Consider the following 23,914-nt stretch of genomic DNA (forward strand, 5'->3'; position numbering starts at 1 on the left):
CACCCGTCCGCCGCTAGGACCGAAGTCCTCGCTCGACTTGCATGTGTTAGGCCTGCCGCCAGCGTTCGTTCTGAGCCAGGATCAAACTCTCAAGTTGAAACGCGCAAAAAGCGCGTATCCCTGACAGAAAGACCTTGCACATCTGTCCTTCCAGTAAAGGAAGGATCATCTCTGCCTGTCTATTCACTCGCGTGAACCGACAAACAGTGAAGCTGACACCTGGATCATCGGGGAAATCCCCTACCAGGCCGATATGCAAGTCATCCGTCGACTGAACGACCAGACCGCCCGCATATCCCTTCAGATATCCAATAATGTCAAAAAGCAGAGGAAACAAAATCACGGAAGATGCGCCACTATCAGCGACGCCCATCCGGTCGTTCATTTCCTGATTTTCCCCAGAACCGAGCCTCTCAGCTCCGCGTTCCGTCCCGGTCAGACCGTTCCGTCGTCTCGGTGAGCGGCTATCTAGACCCCACAAAAAAAACCCGCAAGACCAATTTTGACACAAAAATAGAAAATCTGAATAACTAACTGAAAAATATAGGGGAAATTGGTGTCTTTGCCGCGGCCGGAACCGGCCGGGCGGTGCCGGACTGACAGAAACCCTGGGGGTGTTCAGGGAATCGCGTCGATGATTCCCCGGCAGGTCCAGCCGACCCTCGCAGAATCGCCATGGAATCACCCCGTGAAAGGGAATCAAAAAGCAAAGCCCCGCCTCTCGGAATATCGAAAGGCGGGGCGTTGGTCCGTTTGTGTGGACAGGTCAGTCGCGGTGAAAGTCCGGTTTGCGCTTTTCAAGAAAGGCGCGCATGCCCTCTTTCTGATCGGAAGTGCCGAACAGGCGATGGAACAGGCGCCGCTCCCACGCGACACCTTCGCCAAGCGACAGTTCCTCGGCCCGCATCACCGCCTCGCGCGCCAGCCTGGTCGCTGGACGGGAATAACCGGCGACCTGGGCGGCCGCCGCCATCGCCTCGGGCAGCACCTGATCGTCAGGGACCACCCGCGCAACCAGCCCGGCACGCAGGGCCTCGGCCGCATCCATCAGCCGCCCGGTCAGGTGCAGGTCCATCGACAATGACCGCCCGATCAGTTTGGTCATGCGCTGCGTGCCGCCCATGCCGGCGATGACACCCAGCTTGACCTCGGGCTGACCGAATTTGGCGCCCTCTCCGGCAATGGCGAAATCGCACATCATCATCAACTCGCAGCCGCCGCCCAGGGCATAGCCATTCACCGCCGCGATCTTGGGCGTGCGCAAGGCAGCAAAGCGGTCCCAGGTCGAAAAGAAATCCGCCTCGACCATCTCTTCGGCGGTCTTGCCGGCCATTTCCGAGATATCGGCCCCTGCCGCAAAGGCGCGTTCCGAGCCGGTGATGACGATGGCACCCACGCCCCTGTCAGTATCAAGCGCCTGTGCGGCCTCGGTCAGTTCCTCGGCCAGAGCCGAGTTCAGCGCATTCAGCGCCTCGGGCCGGTTCAGGCGGATCAGCGCCACGCGCCCCTCTCGCGTCAGCTCGATCAGCTTTGCCATATTCCCACCTCTGCTACAGGTTACGGGCGATGACGAGGCGCTGGACCTCGCTCGTCCCTTCATAGATCTGGGTCACGCGCACGTCGCGATAGATGCGCTCGACCGGATAGTCGGACAGATAGCCATAACCGCCATGGAGCTGGATCGCCGCCGAGCAGACCTTTTCCGCCATTTCCGAGGCGAAAAGCTTGGCCATGCTGGCTTCGGTCAGGCAGGGCTTGCCCGCCTCGCGCAGCTTGGCCGCACGCAGCACCATCAGCCGGGCCGCCTCGATCTGGGTCGCCATATCGGCCAGCCGAAAAGCGATCGCCTGATGCTCGATGATCGGCCGGCCAAAGGTGATGCGTTCGCGCGCATAGGCCAGCGCCGCCTCATATGCGCCGCGCGCCATTCCAACCGCCTGAGCGGCGATGCCGATGCGCCCGCCTTCCAGGTTCGACAGTGCGATGCGGTAGCCCTCGCCCTCTTCGCCCAGACGATTCTCGGCCGGCACGCGCATATCGGTAAAGGACAGCGCGCAGGTATCCGAGGAATGCTGGCCCAGCTTATGCTCGACCGAGACCACCTCGTAGCCCGGCGTGTCGGTCGGCACGATAAAGGCCGAGATCCCCTTTTTGCCCGCCGCCGGATCGGTGACGGCAAAGACGATCACCACATTGCCGTTCTTGCCCGAGGTGATGAACTGCTTGGCCCCGTCGATGACGTAATGATCGCCTTCGCGCCGCGCCCTGGTGCGCAGGTTAGAGGCGTCCGACCCGGCATGAGGCTCGGTCAGGGCAAAGCCGCCGATCCACTCGCCACTGGCCATCCGGGGCAGAAAGCGCGCCTTTTGATCATCCGTGCCAAAGCGCAGGATCGGCACGCAGCCGACCGAGCTATGCACTGACATGATGGTCGAGCATGCCCCGTCCGCCGCTGCAATCTCTTCCAGCGCAAGGGCATAGGCGACCATGCCGGTTTCCGAGCCGCCATGCGCCTCGGGCACCAGCATCCCCAGAAAGCCCAGCTCGCCCATCTCGGTCAGTTCGGCGCGCGGAAAGGCATGCTCACGGTCGCGCCGCGCCGCGCCGGGGGCCAGCCGCTCTTGCGCGAATTGCCGGGCAGCGTCGCGGATCTGTTCCTGTTCCTCGGTCAGCATCATTGCATCCTTTCGATCGCGACCGCCGTCGCTTCACCGCCGCCGATACAAAGCGAGGCGATACCGCGCGCCAGCCCATGCGTTTCCAGCGCCGCGAGCAGCGTGACCAGCACCCGCGCGCCCGAAGCCCCGATCGGATGGCCCAGCGCGCAGGCGCCGCCATGCACGTTCACCTTGTCATGGGGCAGATCCAGGTCGCGCATCGCCGCCATGGCAACCACGGCAAAAGCCTCATTGATCTCGAAAAGATCGTAATCACCAGGCGCGGTCCCGGTCCGCTCGGCCAGCCGGCGGATTGCACCGATCGGCGCGGTCGGGAACAGGTTCGGCTTGCCGGCAAAGGTCGCGTGCCCAAGGATGCGGGCGCGCGGTGTCAGGCCACGCCGCCCGGCCTCCGAGGCGCGCATCAGCACCAGCGCCGCCGCCCCGTCCGAGATTGACGAGCTGTTCGCCGCCGTCACCGTCCCCCCATTGCGAAAGGCGGGCTTCAGCGTAGGGATCTTGTCAAGCCGCGCCTTGCCCGGCTGTTCATCCGTATCGACCACGGTTTCGCCGCTGCGGGTCCTGACCGTGACCGGCGCGATCTCGGCCCGGAAATGCCCGGCAGAGATTGCCTGCTGCGCCCGCCTCAGCGAGCTGATGGCGAATTCGTCCTGCGCCTCACGCGTGAACTGATAAGCCTCGGCACAATCCTCGGCAAAGGTGCCCATCAGGCGGCCTTTGTCATAGGCGTCCTCAAGACCGTCCAGAAACATATGGTCCATGACCTGGCCATGGCCCATGCGATAGCCCGAGCGGGCCTTGGGCAGCAGGTAGGGCGCGTTCGACATGCTCTCCATCCCGCCCGCAACCACGACATCGGCCGATCCGGCAAGGATCAGGTCATGGGCCAGCATTGCCGCTTTCATGCCCGAGCCGCACATCTTGTTCACGGTCGTCGCGCCCGCGCCCAGGGGCAGACCCGCGCCGAGTGCCGCTTGCCGGGCCGGGGCCTGACCCTGACCGGCAGGCAGCACACAGCCCATGATGATCTCATCCACCGCCTGCGGGTCCAGCCCGCCCAGCGCCGCCCTGATCGCGGTCGCGCCCAGCGCCGCCGCCTCGACCGAGGCGAAATCGCCCTGAAACCCGCCCATTGGCGTGCGGGCCAGACCAACGATGACAATCGGATCGGTGCTCATGATGTCTCTCCCTTATTTCGGCGCCATGCGCAGCGCGCCATCCAGCCGGATGACCTCGCCGTTCAGCATCTGGTTTTCGACGATATGGCGCACCAGCGCCGCATATTCGGCCGGATTGCCCAGGCGCGGCGGGAAAGGCACCGTACCGCCCAGACTGTCCTGCACCTCCTGCGGCAGACCGGACATCATCGGGGTGGCAAAGATTCCCGGCGCGATGGTCACGACCCGGATACCATGCCGCGCCAGTTCCCGCGCCGCCGGCAGGGTCAGCGCAGCGACCCCGCCTTTCGAGGCCGCATAGGCCGCCTGCCCGATCTGCCCGTCAAATGCGGCAATCGAGGCGGTGTTGACGATCACGCCGCGCTCACCCCCCTCGCCCGGCGCATTCTTCGCCATGGCACCGGCGGCCAGCCGCAGGATGTTGAAGGTGCCGATCAGGTTGATCTGGATGGCACGGGCAAAGCTATCAAGCGCATGCGGACCCTCGCGCCCGACGATCTTTTCACCCGGCGCGATACCAGCGCAGTTCACCGCAACGTCCACACGGCCAAAAGCCGCAAGCGCCGCCGCCAGCGCGGCCTCGCCGTCCGGGGCGCTGGTCACGTCGGTGCGCACAAACCGCACGGCCTCGCCCAGCTCTGCCGCCATGGCCGCGCCCGCCTCGGCGTTCACGTCCAGAAGCACGGCCCGCGCGCGCGCCGCAACGGCCATACGGGCCACCGCCGCGCCCAGACCCGAGCCCGCGCCGGTGATCAGAAATACCTTGTTCTCGATCTGCATGATGCGTCCTTAATTCCGGGCCAGTTTCTCGACTTCAGCCTTGCGCAGGATAAAGCGCTGGATCTTGCCGCTTGGCGTCTTGGGCAGATCCTCGACGAAATCGATCATCCGGGGATAGGCATGGGCCGACAAGCGTTTCTTGACATGCTGCGCCAGCTCTTCGCTCAGGGCATCGGACCCCTCGACGCCCTTGGCCAGAACAACAAACGCCTTGACCAGTTCGGTTCGTTCGGGGTCGGGCACGCCGACGACCGCCGCTTCGACCACCGCCGGATGTTCGATCAGCGCGCTTTCAACATCGAAAGGCCCGATGCGATAGCCCGAAGAGGTGATGACATCGTCCGAGCGTCCGATAAAGCTGATCGACCCGTCCGGCTCGAACTCGACGGAATCGCCGGTGCGGTAATATCCGCCGGCAAGGGCGGGCGTCGCCTGGTTCAGATAGCCCGAGAACCACATCAGGGGCGAACGCTTCATGTCGATCGCCAGCACGCCCGGCTGGTTCGGGCCAAGCTCGTTGCCCTCGTCATCCAGCACCACCACACGATAGCCCGGCATCGCCAGCCCGGCCGAACCGGGGCGCACGGGATGATCCAGCCCGTGATGGTTGTTCACGCACATGCCCATTTCGGTCTGGCCGTAATGGTCGTGGATCGGCACCGACAGATGTTCAGCAAACCAGCGGATGATTTCGGGGTTCAGCGGCTCGCCGGCCGAACTCACGACCCGCAGCTGGCCCTTGATCTCTGCCGCAGCCTCTGGCCCCGCCGCGGTCAGCAGCCGATAGGCTGTCGGCGACCCGGCAAGGCTTGTCACGCCCATGCGCCGGATGATGCGACAGGTGGTCTCGGCGGTGAAACCGCCCTCGTAAAAGATCGTCGGCTGACCCAAAAGCAGCGGCCCGGTCAGCGCATAGTAAAGCCCGTAAGCCCAGCCCGGATCGGCGATGTTCCAGAAAACATCCTCTTCGCGCAGATCGACCGCATCGCGCATATAGGCGCCAAAGGCCAGCAGAGCCCGCAACGGCACCGGCACCCCTTTCGGCAGGCCGGTGGTGCCCGAGGTGGACATCATCATGAACAGATCCTCGCCGCGCCGCATCACCGGCTCGAACCCGGCCGAGGCTGTGCTCAGCGCATCGCGGAAATCAATGTCCTCGGGGGCCAGCTTTTCTTCATCTGCGCGAACCGTGGCGACCAGGGGGCAATCCTCGACCTCATCCAGCTTGGGCCGTTGGGCGGTATTCGTCACCACCAGCTTGGCGCCGCTGGTCTTTAGCCGATGCTCGATTGCCTTGGGACCAAAGGCGGTGAACAGCGGCTGATACACCGCACCCAGACGCCAGGCGCCCAGAACCACAGCAACCAGATCGACGGTGCGCGGCAACAGCCCCGCCACCACATCGCCCGGCCGGATACCCTTGTCCGAGAACAGGTTCGCCACCCGCGCCGACATGTCGCGCAGTTCTTCAAAGGTGTATTCGGTCAGCGTCTCATCCGCCGACAGGCAGCGCAGCGCCACCCGATTCACGCCACAATGCCGGTCGCAGCATTCGACACAGGCATTCAGCCCGGTCTCAAGATCGCCACGCAGCCCGGCCATGGCATCTTCGATCCGGAACCGCGCCACAGCATCATGATAACCGGGACGCGCCCGGGTCAGGGTCGTCGCAGACATATCTCTCCTCCTCTAACTCTCCGCCGGTGGCGGCTCTCCTGAGTCTGGCGTCAGCTTAGCGTCAGGCGCATTGCAAACAATGACATTGGCGGCCAGAATAGGTGATCGGTTTTGCAATATGGTGACATGGAACGGCGCAGGATCACCCCGGGTTTTGTCGAGGACGCGCTGGACTGTCTGCGCCGCCGCGGGCTTGACCCGCAGCCCCTGCTTGCGCGCGCAGGGATCGGGACTGCGGGCGAGCCGGTCTCGAACCTGCAATACGGCAAGCTGTGGCTCGCTATCGCCGATCTGATCCAGGACGAGTTCTTTGACGAGGCCGCCCGCCCGATGCGCCCCGGCAGCTTCCAGCTGCTGTGCCAGGCGGTGCTGCACGCCGAAACGCTTGAGCACGCGCTACGCCGGGCGCTGAAATTCCTCGCCGTCGTGCTTGACGACCCGGTCGGAGAGCTGCGTTTGCGCGAAGGCCAGGCCGAGATCCTGCTCAATGACAGCGGCCCGCCGCGCCGCGCCTTTGCCTATCGCACCTATTGGCTGATCCTGCTGGGGGTAATGTGCTGGCTGATCGGTCGCCGCATTCCGCTGATGCAGGTCGATTTCGCCTGCCCTGCACCCGAGAACCGCCGCGACTATCACCAGTTCTTCGGCGCTCCGGTTCATTTTGACCGGCCCGTCAGCCGGCTGACCTTTGCGGCAAGCTACCTGTCGCTGCCGACGATCCGCAGCGAAAAGGCGCTGGCGGGCTTTCTGCGCGGCGCGCCGGCAAATATCCTTTTGCGTTATCGCCACGATCAGGGGTTGTCGGCACGCATCCGGGCAAGGCTGCGTGCGCTTGCCCCCGGGGACTGGCCGGATTTTGACACGCTCGCCGCCGATCTGCGCCTGTCGCCCGCGACCCTGCGCCGAAGGCTGCGGCGCGAGGGTCAGGGTTATGCCGCCATCCGGGCCGAGATCCGCCTGATGCGCGCCCGGGAATTTCTGCGCGACACTGACCTGAGCGTGGCCGAGATCGCTGCCCGGCTGGGTTATGGCGAACCCAGCGCCTTTCATCGCGCCTTTCTCAAGATCGCTGGAACGACACCCGCCGCCTTTCGCCGTGACGCGCTCAGCCAGCCAGCATCCACAGCCGGAACCGCCGCCCGCCTGTGATCTCGCGCGCAAGACCCAGGGATTTCATGCGCGCCAGCATCCGCTCGGCTGTGTCACGGCTGATCCCGGCGCTATCCTCAAGCATCGCCGCGCTCAGCAGCGGATGCGCGGCCAGCGCCCGGATCACCCGGGCCGGATTGTCGCCCTTGACCCCTGCCATCGCCGCCAGTGCCCGGGCCTGCCATTCGATGACCCGCGCCAGCTCATGGCGGGCGTCCTCGATCCCCGCAGTGACCGCCGCCAGATGCCGCGCCATCCGCTCGGCCGGGGTGCCGCCGTCGATCCAGACCCCGCGCCCATGACGGCCAAGCGGGACAAAGCGCAACCCCTCGCACCCCTCGGCCATATCCCGCGCCGTCCATGTCGCGGGCTCGGCCAGCACCTCGGGCGCGGAAAGATCGCAAAGACGCCACAGCACCCGCAGTGCAGGGGCCCGCGCCACCGGCGTCAGATCGGCCAGTTCACCGGCCAGTGTGCGGAACTCTGCGGCGGCAGCATCGAAGTCATGACCTGTCGGACGCGCCGCCAGCAGGTCATCCAGCCCCGAGACCTCGGCCCGGTGCAGCCCGAGAAATGCGCGCAGGTCGCGCGGATCCCCCTGCCCTTCCAGCCGCCGGATGCTCCAGCGCGCCAGCCGCATCGCCTCCAGATCGGCGCCGGCCCGCGCCTCCATCAGATCGCGCCCGATCTCTTCCCGCCGTAGCGGAGAGCCCTGCGCCCATAGCATCGCCTCGGCTTCGATCAGCGCCAAACGCCGATTGGCCCCGGCCCGCAACTCAGGCTCCATCGCCATCAGCATGCCTTCCAGCCGCCCCAGAGCAAAGGCTGCGCGGGCCAGATCCGCCGCCAGAGCACTCTCGGCAGAAAACCACGCCCCGACATCAAAAAGCTCGTGCAAAGGTGGTTTTTCGTGATAATCTGTGTCCGAAGCGGATGGCATGTTTTCTGACCTGCAAAAGCCCTTATCCGCAGAATATCCCCATTTTGCGGATCACTGGAAGAGGGCTGTTTTACCCCCCTTCCGATACCTCTGTCCGCCCTATTCTGCGCCCCCTTCCCCAGGGCGAAACCTTCCCCGTGGGGAAGGTCAGTCAAGCCCCTCAAGCAGCGATCTCACCGCCGCCTCAAGCTTGCGCCGGTCCACCGCCGAAAAGTCGCGTGGCAGGCGGATCTCCAGCCGCCCGTTCGAGGCGGTGCACTTCGCGCTGCCCTGTGGACGCTGGATTTGAAAGCTGATGCGCGCCTTGCCCGACGGAGTGGCCGCGGTGGCGCTGCGCGGCTTTGCCGCAGCAGTTTCGCTGTCATCCCCCTGCCCCGCATAGCGGCGCAAAACGTCGAGTTCATCCTTGATCGAGCGCGTATCCCAGCCCTTCAGTTCGGCCCGGATTGCCGCTGCTGTGCCCGGCACTTCGTCCAGCCGCTGCGCTAATGCCAACCCCAAAGCGCGGGGGATTTCGGGTGCATACATCAGCGTTTCGCCAAGCGCCTCGATCAGGCGGATAAAGCTGCGGATATAGCTGCGCTTTTGATAGCCTGCCGATTTGAACAGGATCGCAACAGCCTTCTCGGGGTCATGTTCCTCTGTCTGCGGGTCCATGGCATAATGCAGCGCAAGCTGGGCCATCTCGGCAAAAGAGATGTCCTTGCGCACCATGTTTTCATCAACCATGCGCCGGTAAAGCTGCTCAAGCTCATCGCCGCGTGCGGCGATTCCGGCCGGAATCCGACCCCATTTCTCGGTATCGCCCGTCTCCTCCAGCAACAGCCGATAGGCCGACAGCCGCCGCCAACCCTGGATCAGCTCGTAGCGGCCACCCTCGGCCGGCTCGACCCTGATCGGGTTTGAAAGCCCGATATCACGGATAGATTCCACCAATTCGGGCAGCTCATAATCCGGTCCCGGCGCGCGGTCCCGGATCAGTTTCCGGGTATCAATCGCGTCCAGCGGGATCATATCAGTGATCAAACCGGCGCGTTTCAGCCGCACATGTTCCTGTGCCAAAGCATCGTTTTCGGCGCGGATCTGAGCCTCCAGACGGGCGCGATCTCTACTGGATTCAACGGTTTCCGCGATTGCGGTGGCCATTGGCCCCCGGCGCTGTTCACGCTCCTCCTTCCCCGCGGGGAAGGTTTCGGGCGTGGCCTCGGCCGGCTCTTCCGGCATTTCGATTTCGAACATGCGACGTTTGCGGCTCATGCCTCACCCTCCAGCTTGTCCCAGGCGGCAACGAGACGGGATTTGAATTCCTCATAAGCCTGATCAAAGGTCGCCCGCGCCCGCCGCCAGGTTCCGCGCGTCATCTCACGATAATCGATCTCGTAGATCGAGGACAGGAAACGGCCGGACTGCTCGACCGCGCGCGTCAGTTCGATCGGATGCTCTGCCATATGCTCGCCGAACACCTGCTTGAACGCGCCATACATCGCCTGATGCAGTTCATTCGACGGCTCGAACCGCGTCATCAGGAACCGGATATCGGCAAAGGCTTTCGGCAACCGGATCTTCCCCGTGGGGAAGTTTTCGAAACCATGCGACAGATCCTCCAGCGCCTCGGATAGCTGTCCGATAAAGCTGGTGGTCGAGTCATACTCCCAATAGCCCGGCCCCGAGGGGATATAAAGCATGTCGGCAGCAAAGACCGCGTTCATTGACTGATAGCCAATCGCCGGCGGACAATCGAAAAGAATAAGGTCGTAAGCATCATCCGCGAGACTGTCGAGAAAGCGCGACACCGCACCAAAGAACGTCCATTCCGGATTAAGGTGCCGATACTGGGCGCTGGCGAACTCGACAAAGGCGGCGTTGGCGCAGCTTGGCACGATATCAATAGTGGACCATGCGGTCGGCTTGATAAAGTCTGCCGGGCGCAGCATCCCCAGCCCCATGTCACGGATCGAGGCGGGCAGCTTGCGTTGCGGCAGCGCCGTTCCCGACTCAGCCCCGCGAGCCACCGCATTCATACGGTCGGTTTCACGCTCAAGGTCACGGGCCATGATGCCCCAGACGGTGTGATCCTCGCCGACATCCGTCAGACCCATCGAATGGCTCAGCGTTGCCTGCGGGTCGAAATCGACCACCAGAACCCGATAGCCGTCCAGCGCGGCAGCGTGAGCAAAGTGCAGCGCCACGGTCGATTTGCCGGCGCCACCCTTAAAGTTGGCAATCGCCGCCCGAAAGGCGCGCTTGCCCTGCGGCCGCCAGGGCATCAGCGACTTGCGGTTGATGCGGATGCGGCGGCGCAGTTCGTTCACCTCGTCAAGCGAGAACCAGCGCTGGCGACCATCCTCCTCAACTTCCCCGAGGGGAAGGTGCGGCTCGGCGGCAAGCTTGCCGCGAAAGGTCGACTGGTTGATGCGAAAGATCAGCTCGGCCACCTCCCAGCTGGAAAAGCGGCGCAGCGTCTTTTCATTGGCCGGGCTGAAGGTCTGGCGCCGGATCCAGCCCTGCATCTTCAAGGATTGTGCCTGCAGCCTGGCGAGGTCTTCGTGCGTATACATGGGATGCCTGTATTTATAGGACGCAGATTTTCTTCTGTTTCGCTTTTACGCCGGATTTGCACTTTTGGCAAAAACAGTTTTGATTGATAAGGCAAGAAGGCGGAAATGCGGGAATTTTCAGGCCCCGCCTGCGAATCGCCAACCGAATCGGAGGCCCGTCCGGAGGCAACGCAAACGCCGGAAATGGGGGACGTCAGATCGGCAGAGCGGCCTGAATAGGGGACAATATCGCGCCATTCGGTGACTCCCTGGATGTCCCTCAATACCAATGATACCGATTTTTCCTTCCGGAATTGGGACGGGAAACCGGCCTGACGGCAAGACGCTTGACAGAATCGGAAATCAGGACGCAAATACGACAGAGATGGCGAAAAGCGTTTCGATCGGCACAAGATCGGCGCCGCTGTCGGGGTCTCTTCGTCAGACGGGACCTTTGGGCTAAGGGGCAATAGCAGCCGGTCACATCCGGAGGCAGGGGCAGAGATGCAGGTGATCCGCGCCGTTGGTCGAGAGGCCGCGGCCAAGAAATACGATTTGCTTTCCGCCATGATGGCGCATGGCCTTGCGGGCGACAAGCATCGTCAGCGGCTGATCTTGCGACTCATGGCCCTGATCACCACAAGATATAACTGGCAACGAGATGAGCTTACGATTGGTCAGCGTGAAATCGCGCGGCTTTGGTGTGTTGACGAACGAACCGTCAAACGAGAGATGGCCAAGCTGCGTACGCTTGGCTGGATCGAAATTAAGCAGCACGGCGCGCGGGGCCGGGTTTCGGTCCTGAGTCTTAATCTGGAACGTATTTTGCTGGATACCCGGGGAGAATGGCCGAATATCGGGCCAGACTTTGTCGAACGGGTAGGGGGCAAACCAAGCGAACCGTCCAGCAATGTCGTGCCGTTGCATCGACCTGAACCGGTTCCGGCACAGGGGCTTTGGGCTGAGGCGCGTGCACGGCTGGCCGAAGAGGACCCGGCGTTGTTTGATGCCTGGTTCGCCGGGCTGATTGAGGCAGAGCTGACCGAAAGTTGCCTGACGCTTTTTGCGCCGACACGGTTTCACGCCAATTATGTCCAGACACATCTGCTGGAACGACTGCGCACCGCAGTCCTGCGTTGCAACGGCCGGATCGCCAGGGTTCGCATTATTGGCCCGTGAGGGCAGGGCGGCTGTAAGCGAGCTGCAAGTTTCGCACCTTTATATCTGCAGCGATCCACGCAAATGCAGGAGTAAAGAATGCGTTTCATTGCCATGACTGCCGTGCTGACTGCCTTGGCCTTTCCGGTCATGGCGGATGGGGATTGCAAGGTTCCGGTTGCGCAACGGCGAACGGTTGAGGAACTGAAATCCTCACTGACCGCCAAGGGATGGGTCGTTCACAATGTCACCCTCGATGACGGTTGTTACGAGGTTTATGGCAAGGATGAGACCGGTCAGCGCGTCCAGATCGTCTTTCATCCGGCAAGCTTTGCCGAACTGCGGATGGATGACTGACAAGACGGGGCAGGATCTGTTTGCGTCTGAATAATAGATAATATATCCGGGTTAACTTTCTGACGCGGCATTTTTATAGATACTCTTGAGGCCAGGTTCAGGAGGGATCATGTCGCAACCATTGTGCCGCGCTAAAGAAATCTATAATTTGCCACTGATGGACCTGCTTTTCAGGGCACAAACCGTGCATCGCGCCAATTTCGACCCGAATCTGGTCCAATGTTCAAAACTGCTTTCGATCAAAACAGGCGGCTGCCCCGAGGACTGTGCCTATTGTTCGCAATCGGCACGGAACGGGGCGGAACTCTCTGCATCGAAGCTGATGGAGGTTCAGCGCGTGCTGGCAGAGGCCAAGCGCGCAAAGGAAGCGGGCGCGACACGTTATTGCATGGGCGCAGCCTGGCGGTCGCCGAAAGAGCGGGACATGCCAGCCGTGCTGGCGATGATCCGCGGCGTCAAGGCGCTGGGGATGGAGACCTGCATGACGCTGGGCATGCTGGACATGGATCAGGCGTTACGGCTGAAAGATGCTGGGTTGGATTATTACAACCATAATATTGATACATCGGAACGCTATTATTCCGAGATCATCACCACCCGCAGCTTTCAGGACCGGCTGGATACACTGGACCGGGTGCAGGCGGCTGGGATCAATGTCTGCGCAGGTGGCATCATCGGGATGGGCGAGACGGCCGAGGACCGGATCTCGATGCTTGAAACCCTTGCCGGGATGGAGGTTCCGCCACAATCGGTGCCTATCAACATGCTGATGCCGATGGCGGGGACACCGCTTGCCGATGCGCCAAAGCTTGATCCGATCGAGATGGTGCGCACCATCGCTACCGCACGCATCCTGATGCCGAAATCATATGTGCGCCTTTCAGCCGGACGCTCCGGGATGAGCGATGAATTGCAGGCGATGTGTTTTTTCGCGGGGGCAAATTCGATCTTTGTCGGCGACACCCTGCTGACCGCCGAAAACCCCGGCGAGGACAAGGATGCGCAGCTGTTCGCCCGCCTTGGCCTGCGCGCCGAGGTACTGAACGGGCCGGCCGAGGGCTGTGCGGCATGAGCTTTCCCCGCCATCGTGCGGCGCTTGATGCGCTGGCGCAGCGTGGCCGGTTACGCCAGCGGGCAACGACAGCCGGGCTTGATTTCGCCTCGAACGACTATCTGGGGCTGGCGGGGTCCGGGTTGCTGGTCCGTGCGGCGCTTGATGCGCTGGGGCGCGGCGTTCCTGTCGGGGCAGGGGGGTCGCGGCTTTTGCGCGGCAACCATCCCGAACATGAGGCGCTGGAGGCCGAGGCGGCCGCGTTTTTCGGCGCCGAGGCTGCGCTTTACATGGGTGGCGGCTTTCAGGCCAATCAGGCCATTTTTTCGACCCTGCCGATGCAGGGAGATCTGGTCCTGCATGACGCGCTGATCCATGCCAGCGCATATGAGGGAATGCGCCTTGGCCGGGCCGAATGCCGGAGCTTTGCCCATAATGATGCGGCTGATGCCGCCCGGGTGATAGCGGAATGGCGCGCCTTGGGGGGGCCTGGCCGGGTCTGGATCGCCGTTGAAAGCGTATACTCGATGGAGGGTGATCTGGCTCCGCTTTCCGCATTGGCCGAACTTGCCGCGCGCGAGGATGCGGTGCTGGTCGTGGATGAGGCCCATGCTACCGGCGTTTTTGGTCCGCAGGGCAGGGGGCTGGCGCATGGGGTGTCCGGTCCGCTGGTCACCTTGCATACCGGGGGCAAGGCTCTGGGTGCCTCGGGCGCGCTGATCTGCGCAGATAAGGTGCTGATCGAGACGCTGGTGAACCGGGCGCGGCCTTTTATCTTTGCAACTGCGCCAGCGCCCCTGTCGGCGGCGGTGCTGCGGGCCTCGCTGATGGCCTTGCAGGATCAGCCCGCGCTGGCCGAGGGTGCGCGGCAGCGCATGGTTTTCGTGCGTGAGGCTGCGCGGGCTTGCGGCATTGCGGCGCAAAGCCAGATCGTGCCGGTGATCCTTGGCACGGATCATCGCGCGCTGGCGATGGCCGCCGCATTGCAGGCGCAGGGTTTCGATATTCGTGCCATCCGCCCGCCGACGGTGCCAAAGGGGACGGCGCGGCTGCGCGTCTCGGTCACTGGGAACGTTGCAGAAAAGGATATCGCGGCGCTTTTCGCAGCCATTGCCGCAGAAGGCCGGGCGGCGGCATGAGCGCGGTGATCGTCACAGGCACCGATACCGGCATCGGCAAGACGCTGTTCAGCGCCGGGCTGACCCGCGCGCTTGGCGCAAGTTATTGGAAGCCGGTGCAGGCGGGGCTGGAGGATGAGACGGACAGCCAGACCGTCGCGCGTTTGTCCTCGCGCCCGGTTCTGCCCGAGGCCTATCGGCTGCGTCTGCCGGCCTCGCCCCATCTTTCGGCTGAACACGAAGGGATGCGGATCGACCCCGCGCAGTTGGCGCTGCCGTGTATCAGCGGGCCGCTTGTCGTCGAAGGCGCAGGGGGGCTGATGGTGCCTTTGACCCGGGAAATGCTGTACTTACAGGTGATCGCCGAATGGCACGCGCCGGTGGTTCTGTGCAGCCGGACTGCGCTTGGCACCATCAACCACACGCTTTTATCGCTGGCGGCGCTGCGTGCGGCGGGGTGCAGGGTCGCGGGCGTGGCCTTTATCGGCGATGAGGCCAGGGATAGCCGTCAGGTTATCTGCGAGATTGGCGCGGTGCGCGATCTGGGGCGGCTGCCACGACTTGATCGGGTGACGCCCGAGGCGCTGGAGGCAGCATTTACCGGCATAGATGTCGGCACGATCCGGGGGGCGATGTGATGCGCGATCTGGAATTTGACCAGCAGCACGTCTGGCACCCCTATGCCTCGATGCGTGAACCCGGCCCGGTGCATGAGGTTGTCGCGGCCGAAGGGGTTTGGCTGCAACTTGCTGACGGGGTGCGGATGATCGACGCGATGTCCTCGTGGTGGGCGGCGGCGCATGGTCACCGTCACCCCCGGCTGGTCGCGGCGATGCAAAAGCAGTTGCAGCACCTGCCGCATGTGATGTTCGGCGGGCTGACACATGCCCCTGCGGTCGGGCTGGCACGACGGTTGGTGGGGATGCTGCCCCCGGGGCTTGACCGGGTGTTTTACAGCGACAGCGGCTCGGTCGCGGTTGAGGTGGCGCTGAAGATGGCCTTGCAGGCCCAGATTGGGCTGGGGCAGGGCGGGCGGATGCATTTTGCCTCGGCCCGCGGGGGATATTACGGCGATACGTGGAAGGCGATGAGCCTTTGCGACCCGGTCACCGGCATGCACAGCCAATTCGGCGCGGCCCTGCAGGTGCAGCATTTCGTGCCGCGCCCGCCCATCCCCTTTGGCGCGGAATGGGACGAGGATCCGGCCCGGAACGGGCTGGGCGCAGTCGAGGCGTTGTTTGCCAAAAAAGCCTATGAAATCGCAGCTTTTATAGTCGAGCCGGTCGTGCAGGGCGCGGGCGGCATGTGGTTTTACCATCCGCGCTGGCTTTCGGGTCTCAGGACGTTATGCGACCGGCATGGGGTGCTTTTGATCCTTGACGAGATCGCCACCGGTTTTGGCCGCACCGGCACGTTATTCGCACTGGAGCGGGCGGGCGTAGTGCCGGACATTCTGTGTCTGGGCAAGGCGCTGACCGGGGGGATGATGAGCTTTGCCGTGACCGTCGCCTCACGTCGCGTGGCCGAGGCGATTGCGGACGGTCCCGCGCCGGTGCTGATGCATGGGCCGACGTTCATGGGCAATCCGCTGGCCTGTTCGGTCGCCTGCGCCAGCCTTGATCTGCTGGCCGAGGGGCACTGGCAAGCACAGGTCGCCGAGATCGGGGCCGGCCTGCGTCAGGGCCTTGCCCCGGTGCGCAGCCTGCCCGCGGTCCAGGACGTGCGTGTTCTGGGCGCGATTGGCGTGATCGAGATGCGGCAGCCGCTGGACATGGCCCGCGTCCACGCTTTCTGCCGGGAAAGCGGGGTTTGGCTGCGGCCCTTTGGACGACTGCTTTATTGCATGCCACCCTTTGTCTGCGGGCCCGATGAGGTCGCGCGTATCTGTGCCGCCATGGTCCGGATCGCCGGGTGGCAGGAATGAAGGCCGAATGGCTGCGCCGCACGGGCGCTGATCACCTGATCGTGGTTCTGACCGGCTGGGCTGTCGGGGCGGCGCCGTTCCGGCATTTGCAGGGCGCGGCGGATGTGCTGGTTCTGTCCGATTACCGCGACCTTGCTGAGCCGTGCTGGCCTCAGGGATATGCGGCGACGGATCTGGTCGCATGGTCATTTGGCGTTGCGGCCGCCTGTCATCTGCCGGAGCCTGGCGGGTTTCGCCGCAAGGTGGCAGTTTGCGGATCTTGGTCGCCCTGCGACGACGATCTGGGCATCCCGCGCCAGATCGTCAGGGCGACGGCAGAGAATCTGTCGGCACGCTCATTGCAGCAATTCGCGCGTCGGGCGGGGTGCCCGGTGCCCGGTGACGCCGATTTGCAGGCATTGGGCACAGAGCTGCGGGCGGTAATGGCCCGCGAGGCCGGGCAGGTCCCGACCTTTGATCGCATCTGGCTGGGGGCTGCCGACCGTATCTTTCCGCTGCAGAACCTGCGGCGCGCGTGGCAGGGCTGGCACGAAGCGGTGCAAGAGCTTGACTGCGGGCACAACCCCTTTGCCCTGTGGCACGATTGGTCCGAGGTGCTGGGATGAACGCGTTGACCGGGCGGGTGGCGCGGTCCTTTGCACGCTCTGCCGAAACCTACGACCGTGCGTCATTGGCGCAGCGCCGGATCGCGGCACAGCTTTTCACCGCCTATCGCCATGCCGCACCCGACCACCATCCGGAAAACGTGCTTGAGGCCGGGTATGGCTCGGGTCATCTGACCCGGCATCTGCTGAACCTTGCTCCGCGTCGGTTATGGCTGAACGATCTGGCCGCGCCCGGACTGGCGGGCATAAAGGCCGACTATCTGCCGGGTGATATCGCGCAGGTGGTGCTGCCCGACGGGGTGGATCTTGTGGCTTCGGCCTCGATGATCCAATGGGTTGCAGATCCGGCGCAAGTCATCACCCGGCTATGCGCCACGGCCGATGCCAGAGGGTGGCTTGCCCTGTCAGGTTTCGCGCCCGGCCATTTTCCTGAACTGCAGGCGCTGGGCAGCCGGGGTGCGGCGCCCTCATACCTGACCGGGGCGCAGATGGCGGCGCTGTTGCCACCCGGATGGCGGGTTCATGGCGCGGGGGAATGGCGAATGCCGCTGCAGTTTCCTGGCGCGCAAGAGGTGCTGCGCCATCTGCGGGCCACCGGGGTCAACGGTTGCGCGGGACAGATCCGCGCGCCGGGCGCACTGCGCGATTTCATGGCGCGGTATGAGATGCGATACCGGACGCCCAAGGGCGTTAGCCTGACCTATGTGGCAAGCTGGCTGGTTGCCGAAAGACAGGATTAGCCGACGATGGCAAAGGCCTCGCGCTGCTTGTCGCCGCCACCGGTTGCGGGACGGCGGCCAATCCAGCGCACATGCCGGGCAAGGGTGGCGCAGGCGCTGTCCACGTCCCCTTTGCGCAGCGCAGCCAGAATGGCCCGGTGGTCATGATCGGTGCGTGTTTCCCAATTCGACTGCCATGCGGCGAAAAGGAAACGGGCGCTGGCCGCATGCAGATCGTCGATCGCCGCCAGCAGCCGCGGCATGGCGCAGGGGGTCAGGATCAGCTTGTGAAAACGGCGGTTCGCGGCCTCCCACGAACGGACATCGCGCGAGGCGTCGCCGGCCTTGGTCGCCTCTTCGGCGGCGTTAAGAATTGCCGGGGTCAGGTGCGGGGCGGCATGACGCAGGGCAAGTTCCTCAAGCGCGGCGCGCATCTCGGCCACTTCCTTGACCTCGGGCAGATCAAAGGCCGCGACACGCACGCCCCGGCGCGGTTCGCTGATCGCCAGCCCCTGCGCCTCAAGCCGACGAAAAGCCTCGCGTACGGGGACGTGGCTTGCCCCGAATTCCTCGGCAATGCGGTCCTGGCGCAGCCGTTCGCCGGGGCCGATTTCGCCCGATACGATCCGGTCCGCCAGCACACGGCTGATGCGGACGGCCAAGGTTTCTTCTGATCCCGCGCTCATGGCCTCATGGATAAGGTGAGCAAAGGAGATTGTCGATAACGCTTCAGGTCAGCGGCCAGCGCGCCAAAGGCACATGTCGCCCCAATCCCTGCAAGCTGTCGATCAGAACCAGCTCATTCACCCGCCAGCGGACAGGGGGCACGGCAATCCCTGCGGGGGGCAGCGGCTTGCCATAGGCCAGGGTTACATGCGGCGTGACCTGGTGACGGGCGACGGCCAGCCCGGCACCGGCAAGGCGCTGCCACAGCTGCTGGCACAGCGCGTCGGGTGCGGGGTTGATCTGGCGTCCGGCGAGCACCAGCGGCCGGTCGCGTCGTCGCGGCGGGCCAAAGGTGGTCAGCAGGTCGAGCACCAGATCAAAGGCCGGAAAATCCAGCCCCTCGACCGCATGCGCCAGTCCTTTTGCAAGGCACGGTTCAAACTGCGGGCTGCGCAGCACCGGCAGGATGGTCATATGCAGTGTTGAGCGGCGAAAGCGGTCGCGTCGCTCGGCCAGATGCCAGACGGTCTCCATCTCTGCGGCCGCATCGGGCGGCGGGATCGCAACAAAGAGCAGGAAATGCTCGCGCGCGGTTTCTTGCGATTTCGGGGCGTCGGGCATGGCGGCCTCATGTCATTACCGCCATGCTAGGACAAATCGTGGCTCGGGTCAGCCCGCCCCGCTGACAAGGATCACATGCAGAAAGCCCGGCCCATGCGCGCCGCGCACATAACTGCCTTCAATATCGGTCGTGCCGCTGGGCCCCGTGATGAGGATCGCATTGCGCGGCACCTGCTGCGGCGACAGGCGGGCGGCATAATCCTCAAGATACGGCAGCAGGGTGGCCTCACGCAGCACCACGATATGATGCAGCGGCAGAAAGGACAACAGAATCGGATTCCCGGGCCCCGAATGGATGACGAGCGAGCCGCTTTCGGCAATGCCCCATAGTGCAAGGCCAAGGGCGGCGGGCTCGTCCGGGGCGATCTGCGGGCTGGGGGTGATGCCTGCCCAGTCCAGCGCGGAAAGTTCGGGCGTAGGTTGCATGGCAAGGCGGGGTGGAAGGCCATGCGCCTTAAGATAGCGCGCAGCCGCCTGCGGCACCCCGGCCATGCCGGACACACGGTCGATGGTGGTGCCAAGGGCTGCGGCCTTTTGCGCAAAGGCATCGGGCAGGGCGGGGGCGACAAGCGCCGGGCGTGCCGTGTCCACCGGCTCAAGCAGCAAGGCGGCCTCGACGGCGATCTCATTGGCCGGTTTGCCGGGGCCAAGCGTGGCGCGGATGGCGGACAGGATACGGTCGCGGACGGTCATTTGCGGGCCCTTTGTTCAGCCCGGTACTGATCCATAAAGCTTTTCGCCGCTGGTCGCGGCATATCGCGGTAATCGGTCCAACCCCGGGCCAGCGGCAGGCGCGAGATCCAGCCGGATCTGCCAAACAGCCGCAGGACGCGCAGCCCCAACCGGGTCGCAAGCCGGTAAAGCCGGGGGCGGCGGGCGAACTGCGCCCAAAGACCGATCCCGGCGCGGACCGGTGCAGGCTCAAGCCCCTCGCGCCAGCTACGGCGTCGCCAGGCGCGCAGCAGCGTTGGCAGCGGGATCCCGACCGGGCAGACCTCGGCGCAGCGGCCGTTCATGGTGCAGGCGTTTGGCAGATCGCGCGAGATGGCAAGCCCGTCCAGCACCGGCGTCAGGACCGAGCCCATGGGCCCCGGATAAGTCCCGCCATAGGCATGTCCCCCGATCTGGCGATAGACTACGCAATGGTTCATGCACGCCCCGCAGCGGATACAGCGCAGCATGTCGCGAAACTCGTTCGCCAGCATTTTCGTGCGGCCGTTATCGACCAGGACGATATGCATCTCTTCCGGACCGTCGGCATCGCCCGTGCGTCTGGGCCCGGCGTGAAAGGTTGTGTATTGCGTCATCTCGCCCCCGGTGGCCGAGCGGACCAGCAGGCGCAACAGTGCAAATGCATGCGCGGTCGAGGGGACCAGCTTCTCGATCCCGGCGGTGACGATATGGATGCGCGGAGGGGTGGTGGTCAGCTCGGCATTGCCCTCATTCGTGACCGTGCAGGTGGCCCCGGTATCGGCGATCAGGAAATTCGCACCCGAGATGCCGACATCAGCCGAAAGGAACTTTTCCCGCAGCACCCGACGCGCGCTTTGCACCATGGTCGCCGGGTCCTCGGCTGCGGGCGGTGGCTGGTGAGCGGTCTTGAACAGCTCGGCCACCTGCTCGCGCGTGCGATGCATGGCGGGCCAGATGATGTGCGAGGGATGCTCTCCGGCAAGCTGGATGATATGTTCTGCAAGATCGGTCTCGACCCGCTCGATCCCCGCATCGGCAAGGGCATGGGGCAGGCCGATTTCTTCGCCCAGCATGGACTTGGAACGTGTGACCCGCCGCGCATTGGCCGCCAGGCAGATATTGGTGACGATCGCGCGGGCCTCGGCATCATCGGCTGCCCAATGGACCTGTGTGCCACGGGCGGTGGCGTTTCTCTCGAACATCTCCAGATAATGGTCGAGATGGGCGATGACGTGATCCTTGATCGCCTGACCCCGGGCACGGGCGGCCCCGAATTGGGGAAAGTCGGCGACGGCCGCGGCGCGCTTGCGCTCGGCATTGCCCGTGGTGCGGTCGATGGCAAGCTTCAGCACCGGATCGGCCAGCGCAGCCGCGACGCGGTCCTTGAAACGAGCGGTCATGACGCCTCCTCGCCGATGGCTGGTCCCCCGGCACGTCCGGCCAGCACCTCGATGGTGTGAAAACAGCGGGTCCGCGCGCCGCGACGATGCAGCTTGCCGGCCATGTTCATCAAACAGCCCAGATCGCCGGCCAGCAGGATATCTGCTCCGGTTCCCTCGATGGCCTCGGCCTTTTCGGTAACGATGGCATTCGAGATGTCCGGGTATTTCACGCAGAACGTCCCGCCAAAGCCGCAACAAACATCATTGCCCGGCAGCCCACGCATGTTCAGCCCCTCGACATGGGACAGCAGCGCACGGGGCTGTTCGGCGACACCCAGGTCGCGCAGGCCCGAGCAGCTGTCGTGATAGGTCGCCGATGCCTCCAGCCGCACGCCCTGTGGCACATAGCCCAAGACGTCATGCAGAAAACTTGTGATCTCATGGGTCTTGGCTGCCATGGCCCGGGCGCGTCCGGTCCAATCCGGGTCGTCCGCCAGAAGCTCGGGATAGCCATGGACCATGGTTGCCGCGCAGGAACCCGAAGGCAGGACAACATAGTCATACCCCTCAAAGGCGGCAATCGTCTGACGGGCAAGTAAGGCGGCATTGCGGTCATTGCCGCTGTTCAGCGCCGGCTGGCCGCAACAGGTCTGAACCTGCGGTACCTCGACCTCGCACCCGGCCTTTTCCAGCAGTTCAAGGGCGGCAAAGCCGATCTGAGGACGGATGGCATCGACAAGGCAGGTGACGAACAAACCGACCCTGGGCTTTGGCTGTGCGGACATGGCTGCGCCCTTTGCTTCTTTCGTGGGTAAATATCCCGGGGGTCCGGGGGCAGCGCCCCCGGTCCGTTTCGCAAGGCTCTGGCCTCAATCGGCCGGGGCGGTGATGGGCGGTGCTTCGGGCACCATCCCGCTAAAGGGCGGCAGATAGGCCTGGGCCATGACCAGCACGCCCACCAGTGCCGCCAGTGCCACCGAATGGAAGAACACAAAGCGCAGGATCGAACCTTCGCGCCCGTACCATTTGGTCGCGGTCGAGGCGACGACGATCGACTGGGCGTCGATCATCTTGCCCATCACCCCGCCTGACGAGTTCGCGGCGGCCATCAGAACCGGGTTCAGGTTCAGCTGCTGTGCGGTGACCTTTTGCAGCCCGCCAAACAGCACGTTCGATGCCGTGTCCGAGCCGGTGACGGCAACCCCCAGCCAGCCAAGCAGCGTGCCAAAGAATGGATAAAGCCAGCCGGTATTGGCAAACGCCAGACCCATGGTCGCATCAAGGCCCGAGTAGCGCGTGACATAACCAAGGGCCAGCATGCAGGCGATGGTGATCAGCGAAAAGCGGATCATCCAGAAGGTCCGGCCATACATCCGCAGCAGCGCCATCGGGCTATAGCCCAGCAAAATCCCCGAGACGAGCGCCGACAGCAGAATGCCGGTCCCGGTCATCGACAGGATGTTGAAGCTGAAGACCGCGGCCTCGGCATGGGGTTCGGGGGCGACCGGGGGCACTTTCTGGACCAGACCGTCCAGACCTGCGACCGGGATCTTGGCGCTCCAGATGCCGTCAAGCAACGCCTTCATCTGCGGGACACCCCACAGGAAAACAAAGATCGACAGGATCACCCAGGGCATCCAGGCTTTCAGCACTGATCGGCCCACGGCCGCGGCATCAGAGCCCTCTTCAGTACCGTCCCTGACCTCGTCCGAGGACCAGTCGCGCGGCGCTTCGGTGATCGGGTTCTTTGGCCGCCACACACGCAGGAAACCGGCCAGACACAGCATCGAGCTTATCGCCGCGATGATGTCCACCAGCCACGGCCCGTGGAAGTTCGAGACGAGGTATTGCGGCACTGCGAAAGAAACCCCGGCAACCAGCAGCGCCGGCCAGACCTCGATCATGCGGCGGAAGCCGACAAAGGCCCAGATCAGCCAGAAGGGTACGATGACGGAAAAGAACGGCAGCTGACGACCGATCATGGCCGAAAGTTCCATCAGGTCCAGTCCGGTGACGGCCGAAAGCGCGATCACCGGTGTCCCAAGCGCGCCATAGGCGACAGGTGCCGTATTGGCGATCAGCGACAGACCCGCGGCTGACAGAGGCGAAAAGCCCAGACCCATCAGCATGGCTGCGGTTACCGCGACCGGTGTGCCGAACCCTGCCGCGCCCTCGAAAAACGCACCAAAGCTGAAGGCGATGAACAAAAGCTGCATCCGCCGGTCGTCCGAGATGTTGCGGATCGAGTGTCGCAGCACATCGAACTCGCCCTTTTCGTTGGTAAGCTGGTAAAGAAAGATGACGTTCAGGATGATCCACCCGATCGGCATCAGGCCATAGGCTGCGCCATAGACGGCGGACATCCCGGCCAGACCGACCGGCATGCCAAAGCCGACGATCGCCACGGCCAGCGCGGTGACCAGGCCCAGCATGGCGGCGATATGGGCGCGGATCTCGAAAATACCGATGGCGCCCAGAAGCACCAGCACCGGAATGGCGGCAGCGATGGTCGACAGGACCATATTGCCGAATGGATCGTATATCTGTGACCAGATCATGAAATGTTCCCTGTCATGGCAGCTATGTCAGCGCGGTGCGATGCGGCGCGACCGGGCTGCTGCTTTGGCTGTCCAGATGAAGCATTGTGAACGCGACGCCGGCGATCCGGGCGCGGCGGGACT

23 protein-coding genes and 1 rRNA gene are annotated in these 23,914 nt (G+C 64.0%); 9 read left to right on the forward strand and 15 right to left on the reverse strand.

From position 1 onward, the window contains the following. From M511_RS16330 to M511_RS16355, 6 genes are all read right to left on the reverse strand, one after another. Positions 1-97: ribosomal RNA gene (locus M511_RS16330) — 16S ribosomal RNA — on the reverse strand; the annotation flags it as partial. Between the two features lie 669 nt (positions 98-766). Next, complete coding sequence (locus M511_RS16335) at positions 767-1,537, reverse strand: enoyl-CoA hydratase-related protein (RefSeq protein WP_010398778.1); 771 nt, start codon at positions 1,535-1,537, stop codon at positions 767-769. A gap of 13 nt (positions 1,538-1,550) precedes the next feature. Beyond that, a complete protein-coding gene (locus M511_RS16340; RefSeq protein ID WP_085502761.1) occupies positions 1,551-2,678 on the reverse strand; it encodes an acyl-CoA dehydrogenase family protein in 1,128 nt (375 codons plus the stop codon). Further along, complete coding sequence (locus tag M511_RS16345) at positions 2,675-3,856, reverse strand: acetyl-CoA C-acyltransferase (RefSeq protein ID WP_085502763.1); 1,182 nt, start codon at positions 3,854-3,856, stop codon at positions 2,675-2,677. Before M511_RS16345 ends, M511_RS16340 begins: the two co-directional genes overlap by 4 nt. 12 nt (positions 3,857-3,868) lie before the next feature. Continuing rightward, positions 3,869-4,636, reverse strand: a complete 768-nt coding sequence (locus M511_RS16350; RefSeq protein WP_010398781.1) for an SDR family NAD(P)-dependent oxidoreductase — start codon at positions 4,634-4,636, stop codon at positions 3,869-3,871. Between the two features lie 9 nt (positions 4,637-4,645). Then, positions 4,646-6,313 carry an acyl-CoA synthetase gene (locus M511_RS16355; RefSeq protein WP_010398782.1) on the reverse strand — a complete coding sequence of 556 codons (1,668 nt, stop codon included), beginning with the start codon at positions 6,311-6,313 and terminating at the stop codon, positions 4,646-4,648. Positions 6,314-6,439: 126 nt separating this feature from the next. On the opposite strand from M511_RS16355, the gene M511_RS16360 reads away from it, so the two are divergent. Further along, positions 6,440-7,462, forward strand: coding sequence for an AraC family transcriptional regulator (locus M511_RS16360; protein ID WP_085502765.1), 1,023 nt, complete (start codon positions 6,440-6,442; stop codon positions 7,460-7,462). On the opposite strand, the gene M511_RS16365 is transcribed toward M511_RS16360, so the two are convergent. From M511_RS16365 to M511_RS16375, 3 genes are all read right to left on the reverse strand, one after another. Then, a complete protein-coding gene (locus M511_RS16365) occupies positions 7,419-8,402 on the reverse strand; it encodes a Fic family protein (RefSeq protein ID WP_010398784.1) in 984 nt (327 codons plus the stop codon). The two genes, M511_RS16360 and M511_RS16365, sit on opposite strands and share 44 nt — an antisense overlap. Positions 8,403-8,549: 147 nt before the next feature. Further along, on the reverse strand, positions 8,550-9,659 hold the full coding sequence (locus tag M511_RS16370; protein WP_010398785.1) for a ParB/RepB/Spo0J family partition protein: 1,110 nt from the start codon (positions 9,657-9,659) through the stop codon (positions 8,550-8,552). Further along, the gene (locus M511_RS16375; protein ID WP_010398786.1) at positions 9,656-10,960 is read right to left on the reverse strand and encodes an AAA family ATPase; all 1,305 of its coding nucleotides are present in this window, start codon (positions 10,958-10,960) and stop codon (positions 9,656-9,658) included. The genes M511_RS16370 and M511_RS16375 overlap by 4 nt, the downstream gene beginning before the upstream one ends. A gap of 483 nt (positions 10,961-11,443) precedes the next feature. On the opposite strand from M511_RS16375, the gene M511_RS16380 reads away from it, so the two are divergent. The 8 genes from M511_RS16380 to M511_RS16415 all read left to right on the forward strand — a co-directional run bounded on the left by M511_RS16380 (position 11,444) and on the right by M511_RS16415 (position 17,892). Continuing rightward, positions 11,444-12,118 (forward strand): DnaA N-terminal domain-containing protein, encoded by a 675-nt coding sequence (locus tag M511_RS16380; RefSeq protein WP_010398788.1) that lies wholly within the window; start codon positions 11,444-11,446, stop codon positions 12,116-12,118. 78 nt (positions 12,119-12,196) lie between these two features. After that, the gene (locus tag M511_RS16385; protein WP_010398791.1) at positions 12,197-12,454 is read left to right on the forward strand and encodes a PepSY domain-containing protein; all 258 of its coding nucleotides are present in this window, start codon (positions 12,197-12,199) and stop codon (positions 12,452-12,454) included. 109 nt (positions 12,455-12,563) lie between these two features. Beyond that, a complete protein-coding gene (gene bioB / locus M511_RS16390; protein ID WP_029372495.1) occupies positions 12,564-13,526 on the forward strand; it encodes a biotin synthase BioB in 963 nt (320 codons plus the stop codon). Further along, the gene (locus tag M511_RS16395) at positions 13,523-14,644 is read left to right on the forward strand and encodes an 8-amino-7-oxononanoate synthase (protein WP_010398795.1); all 1,122 of its coding nucleotides are present in this window, start codon (positions 13,523-13,525) and stop codon (positions 14,642-14,644) included. Before bioB ends, M511_RS16395 begins: the two co-directional genes overlap by 4 nt. Continuing rightward, positions 14,641-15,261 (forward strand): dethiobiotin synthase, encoded by a 621-nt coding sequence (bioD, locus tag M511_RS16400; RefSeq protein WP_085502766.1) that lies wholly within the window; start codon positions 14,641-14,643, stop codon positions 15,259-15,261. Before M511_RS16395 ends, bioD begins: the two co-directional genes overlap by 4 nt. Then, a complete protein-coding gene (gene bioA / locus M511_RS16405; protein ID WP_085502768.1) occupies positions 15,261-16,547 on the forward strand; it encodes an adenosylmethionine--8-amino-7-oxononanoate transaminase in 1,287 nt (428 codons plus the stop codon). Before bioD ends, bioA begins: the two co-directional genes overlap by 1 nt. Next, positions 16,544-17,152 (forward strand): pimeloyl-ACP methyl esterase BioG family protein, encoded by a 609-nt coding sequence (locus M511_RS16410; RefSeq protein ID WP_085502770.1) that lies wholly within the window; start codon positions 16,544-16,546, stop codon positions 17,150-17,152. Before bioA ends, M511_RS16410 begins: the two co-directional genes overlap by 4 nt. Then, the gene (locus M511_RS16415; RefSeq protein ID WP_010398802.1) at positions 17,149-17,892 is read left to right on the forward strand and encodes a methyltransferase domain-containing protein; all 744 of its coding nucleotides are present in this window, start codon (positions 17,149-17,151) and stop codon (positions 17,890-17,892) included. Before M511_RS16410 ends, M511_RS16415 begins: the two co-directional genes overlap by 4 nt. Here the strand turns inward: M511_RS16415 and M511_RS16420 are convergent. The 6 genes from M511_RS16420 to M511_RS16445 all read right to left on the reverse strand — a co-directional run bounded on the left by M511_RS16420 (position 17,889) and on the right by M511_RS16445 (position 23,791). Continuing rightward, positions 17,889-18,557: a GntR family transcriptional regulator gene (locus tag M511_RS16420; protein WP_010398804.1), complete on the reverse strand. Its 669-nt coding sequence runs from the start codon at positions 18,555-18,557 to the stop codon at positions 17,889-17,891. The genes M511_RS16415 and M511_RS16420 overlap by 4 nt on opposite strands. 43 nt (positions 18,558-18,600) lie before the next feature. After that, a complete protein-coding gene (locus tag M511_RS16425; RefSeq protein WP_010398806.1) occupies positions 18,601-19,158 on the reverse strand; it encodes a 2'-5' RNA ligase family protein in 558 nt (185 codons plus the stop codon). Positions 19,159-19,206: 48 nt separating this feature from the next. Further along, complete coding sequence (locus tag M511_RS16430) at positions 19,207-19,851, reverse strand: LutC/YkgG family protein (RefSeq protein WP_085502772.1); 645 nt, start codon at positions 19,849-19,851, stop codon at positions 19,207-19,209. Beyond that, complete coding sequence (locus M511_RS16435; RefSeq protein ID WP_010398808.1) at positions 19,848-21,251, reverse strand: LutB/LldF family L-lactate oxidation iron-sulfur protein; 1,404 nt, start codon at positions 21,249-21,251, stop codon at positions 19,848-19,850. Before M511_RS16435 ends, M511_RS16430 begins: the two co-directional genes overlap by 4 nt. Then, positions 21,248-22,018: a (Fe-S)-binding protein gene (locus M511_RS16440; RefSeq protein ID WP_010398809.1), complete on the reverse strand. Its 771-nt coding sequence runs from the start codon at positions 22,016-22,018 to the stop codon at positions 21,248-21,250. The genes M511_RS16435 and M511_RS16440 overlap by 4 nt, the downstream gene beginning before the upstream one ends. A gap of 84 nt (positions 22,019-22,102) precedes the next feature. Beyond that, positions 22,103-23,791 (reverse strand): L-lactate permease, encoded by a 1,689-nt coding sequence (locus M511_RS16445; protein ID WP_085502774.1) that lies wholly within the window; start codon positions 23,789-23,791, stop codon positions 22,103-22,105. Positions 23,792-23,914: the final 123 nt, after the last annotated feature.

This window comes from Paracoccus sp. J56, from assembly GCF_019633685.1.
In the GTDB taxonomy this organism is placed as follows: Bacteria; Pseudomonadota; Alphaproteobacteria; order Rhodobacterales; family Rhodobacteraceae; genus Paracoccus; species Paracoccus kondratievae.

Excerpts from the sequence above, each read along its gene's own strand:
- bioA (WP_085502768.1), top strand. The coding sequence starts at position 15,261 with ATGCGCGATCTGGAATTTGACCAGCAGCACGTCTGGCACCCCTATGCC.
- M511_RS16425 (WP_010398806.1), bottom strand. The coding sequence starts at position 19,158 with ATGCCCGACGCCCCGAAATCGCAAGAAACCGCGCGCGAGCATTTCCTG.
- M511_RS16380 (WP_010398788.1), top strand. The coding sequence starts at position 11,444 with ATGCAGGTGATCCGCGCCGTTGGTCGAGAGGCCGCGGCCAAGAAATAC.
- M511_RS16370 (WP_010398785.1), bottom strand. The coding sequence starts at position 9,659 with ATGAGCCGCAAACGTCGCATGTTCGAAATCGAAATGCCGGAAGAGCCG.
- M511_RS16360 (WP_085502765.1), top strand. The coding sequence starts at position 6,440 with ATGGAACGGCGCAGGATCACCCCGGGTTTTGTCGAGGACGCGCTGGAC.
- M511_RS16335 (WP_010398778.1), bottom strand. The coding sequence starts at position 1,537 with ATGGCAAAGCTGATCGAGCTGACGCGAGAGGGGCGCGTGGCGCTGATC.
- M511_RS16395 (WP_010398795.1), top strand. The coding sequence starts at position 13,523 with ATGAGCTTTCCCCGCCATCGTGCGGCGCTTGATGCGCTGGCGCAGCGT.
- M511_RS16430 (WP_085502772.1), bottom strand. The coding sequence starts at position 19,851 with ATGACCGTCCGCGACCGTATCCTGTCCGCCATCCGCGCCACGCTTGGC.
- M511_RS16420 (WP_010398804.1), bottom strand. The coding sequence starts at position 18,557 with ATGAGCGCGGGATCAGAAGAAACCTTGGCCGTCCGCATCAGCCGTGTG.
- M511_RS16410 (WP_085502770.1), top strand. The coding sequence starts at position 16,544 with ATGAAGGCCGAATGGCTGCGCCGCACGGGCGCTGATCACCTGATCGTG.
- M511_RS16445 (WP_085502774.1), bottom strand. The coding sequence starts at position 23,791 with ATGATCTGGTCACAGATATACGATCCATTCGGCAATATGGTCCTGTCG.
- bioD (WP_085502766.1), top strand. The coding sequence starts at position 14,641 with ATGAGCGCGGTGATCGTCACAGGCACCGATACCGGCATCGGCAAGACG.
- M511_RS16365 (WP_010398784.1), bottom strand. The coding sequence starts at position 8,402 with ATGCCATCCGCTTCGGACACAGATTATCACGAAAAACCACCTTTGCAC.
- bioB (WP_029372495.1), top strand. The coding sequence starts at position 12,564 with ATGTCGCAACCATTGTGCCGCGCTAAAGAAATCTATAATTTGCCACTG.
- M511_RS16375 (WP_010398786.1), bottom strand. The coding sequence starts at position 10,960 with ATGTATACGCACGAAGACCTCGCCAGGCTGCAGGCACAATCCTTGAAG.
- M511_RS16440 (WP_010398809.1), bottom strand. The coding sequence starts at position 22,018 with ATGTCCGCACAGCCAAAGCCCAGGGTCGGTTTGTTCGTCACCTGCCTT.
- M511_RS16435 (WP_010398808.1), bottom strand. The coding sequence starts at position 21,251 with ATGACCGCTCGTTTCAAGGACCGCGTCGCGGCTGCGCTGGCCGATCCG.
- M511_RS16415 (WP_010398802.1), top strand. The coding sequence starts at position 17,149 with ATGAACGCGTTGACCGGGCGGGTGGCGCGGTCCTTTGCACGCTCTGCC.
- M511_RS16340 (WP_085502761.1), bottom strand. The coding sequence starts at position 2,678 with ATGATGCTGACCGAGGAACAGGAACAGATCCGCGACGCTGCCCGGCAA.
- M511_RS16345 (WP_085502763.1), bottom strand. The coding sequence starts at position 3,856 with ATGAGCACCGATCCGATTGTCATCGTTGGTCTGGCCCGCACGCCAATG.
- M511_RS16355 (WP_010398782.1), bottom strand. The coding sequence starts at position 6,313 with ATGTCTGCGACGACCCTGACCCGGGCGCGTCCCGGTTATCATGATGCT.
- M511_RS16385 (WP_010398791.1), top strand. The coding sequence starts at position 12,197 with ATGCGTTTCATTGCCATGACTGCCGTGCTGACTGCCTTGGCCTTTCCG.
- M511_RS16350 (WP_010398781.1), bottom strand. The coding sequence starts at position 4,636 with ATGCAGATCGAGAACAAGGTATTTCTGATCACCGGCGCGGGCTCGGGT.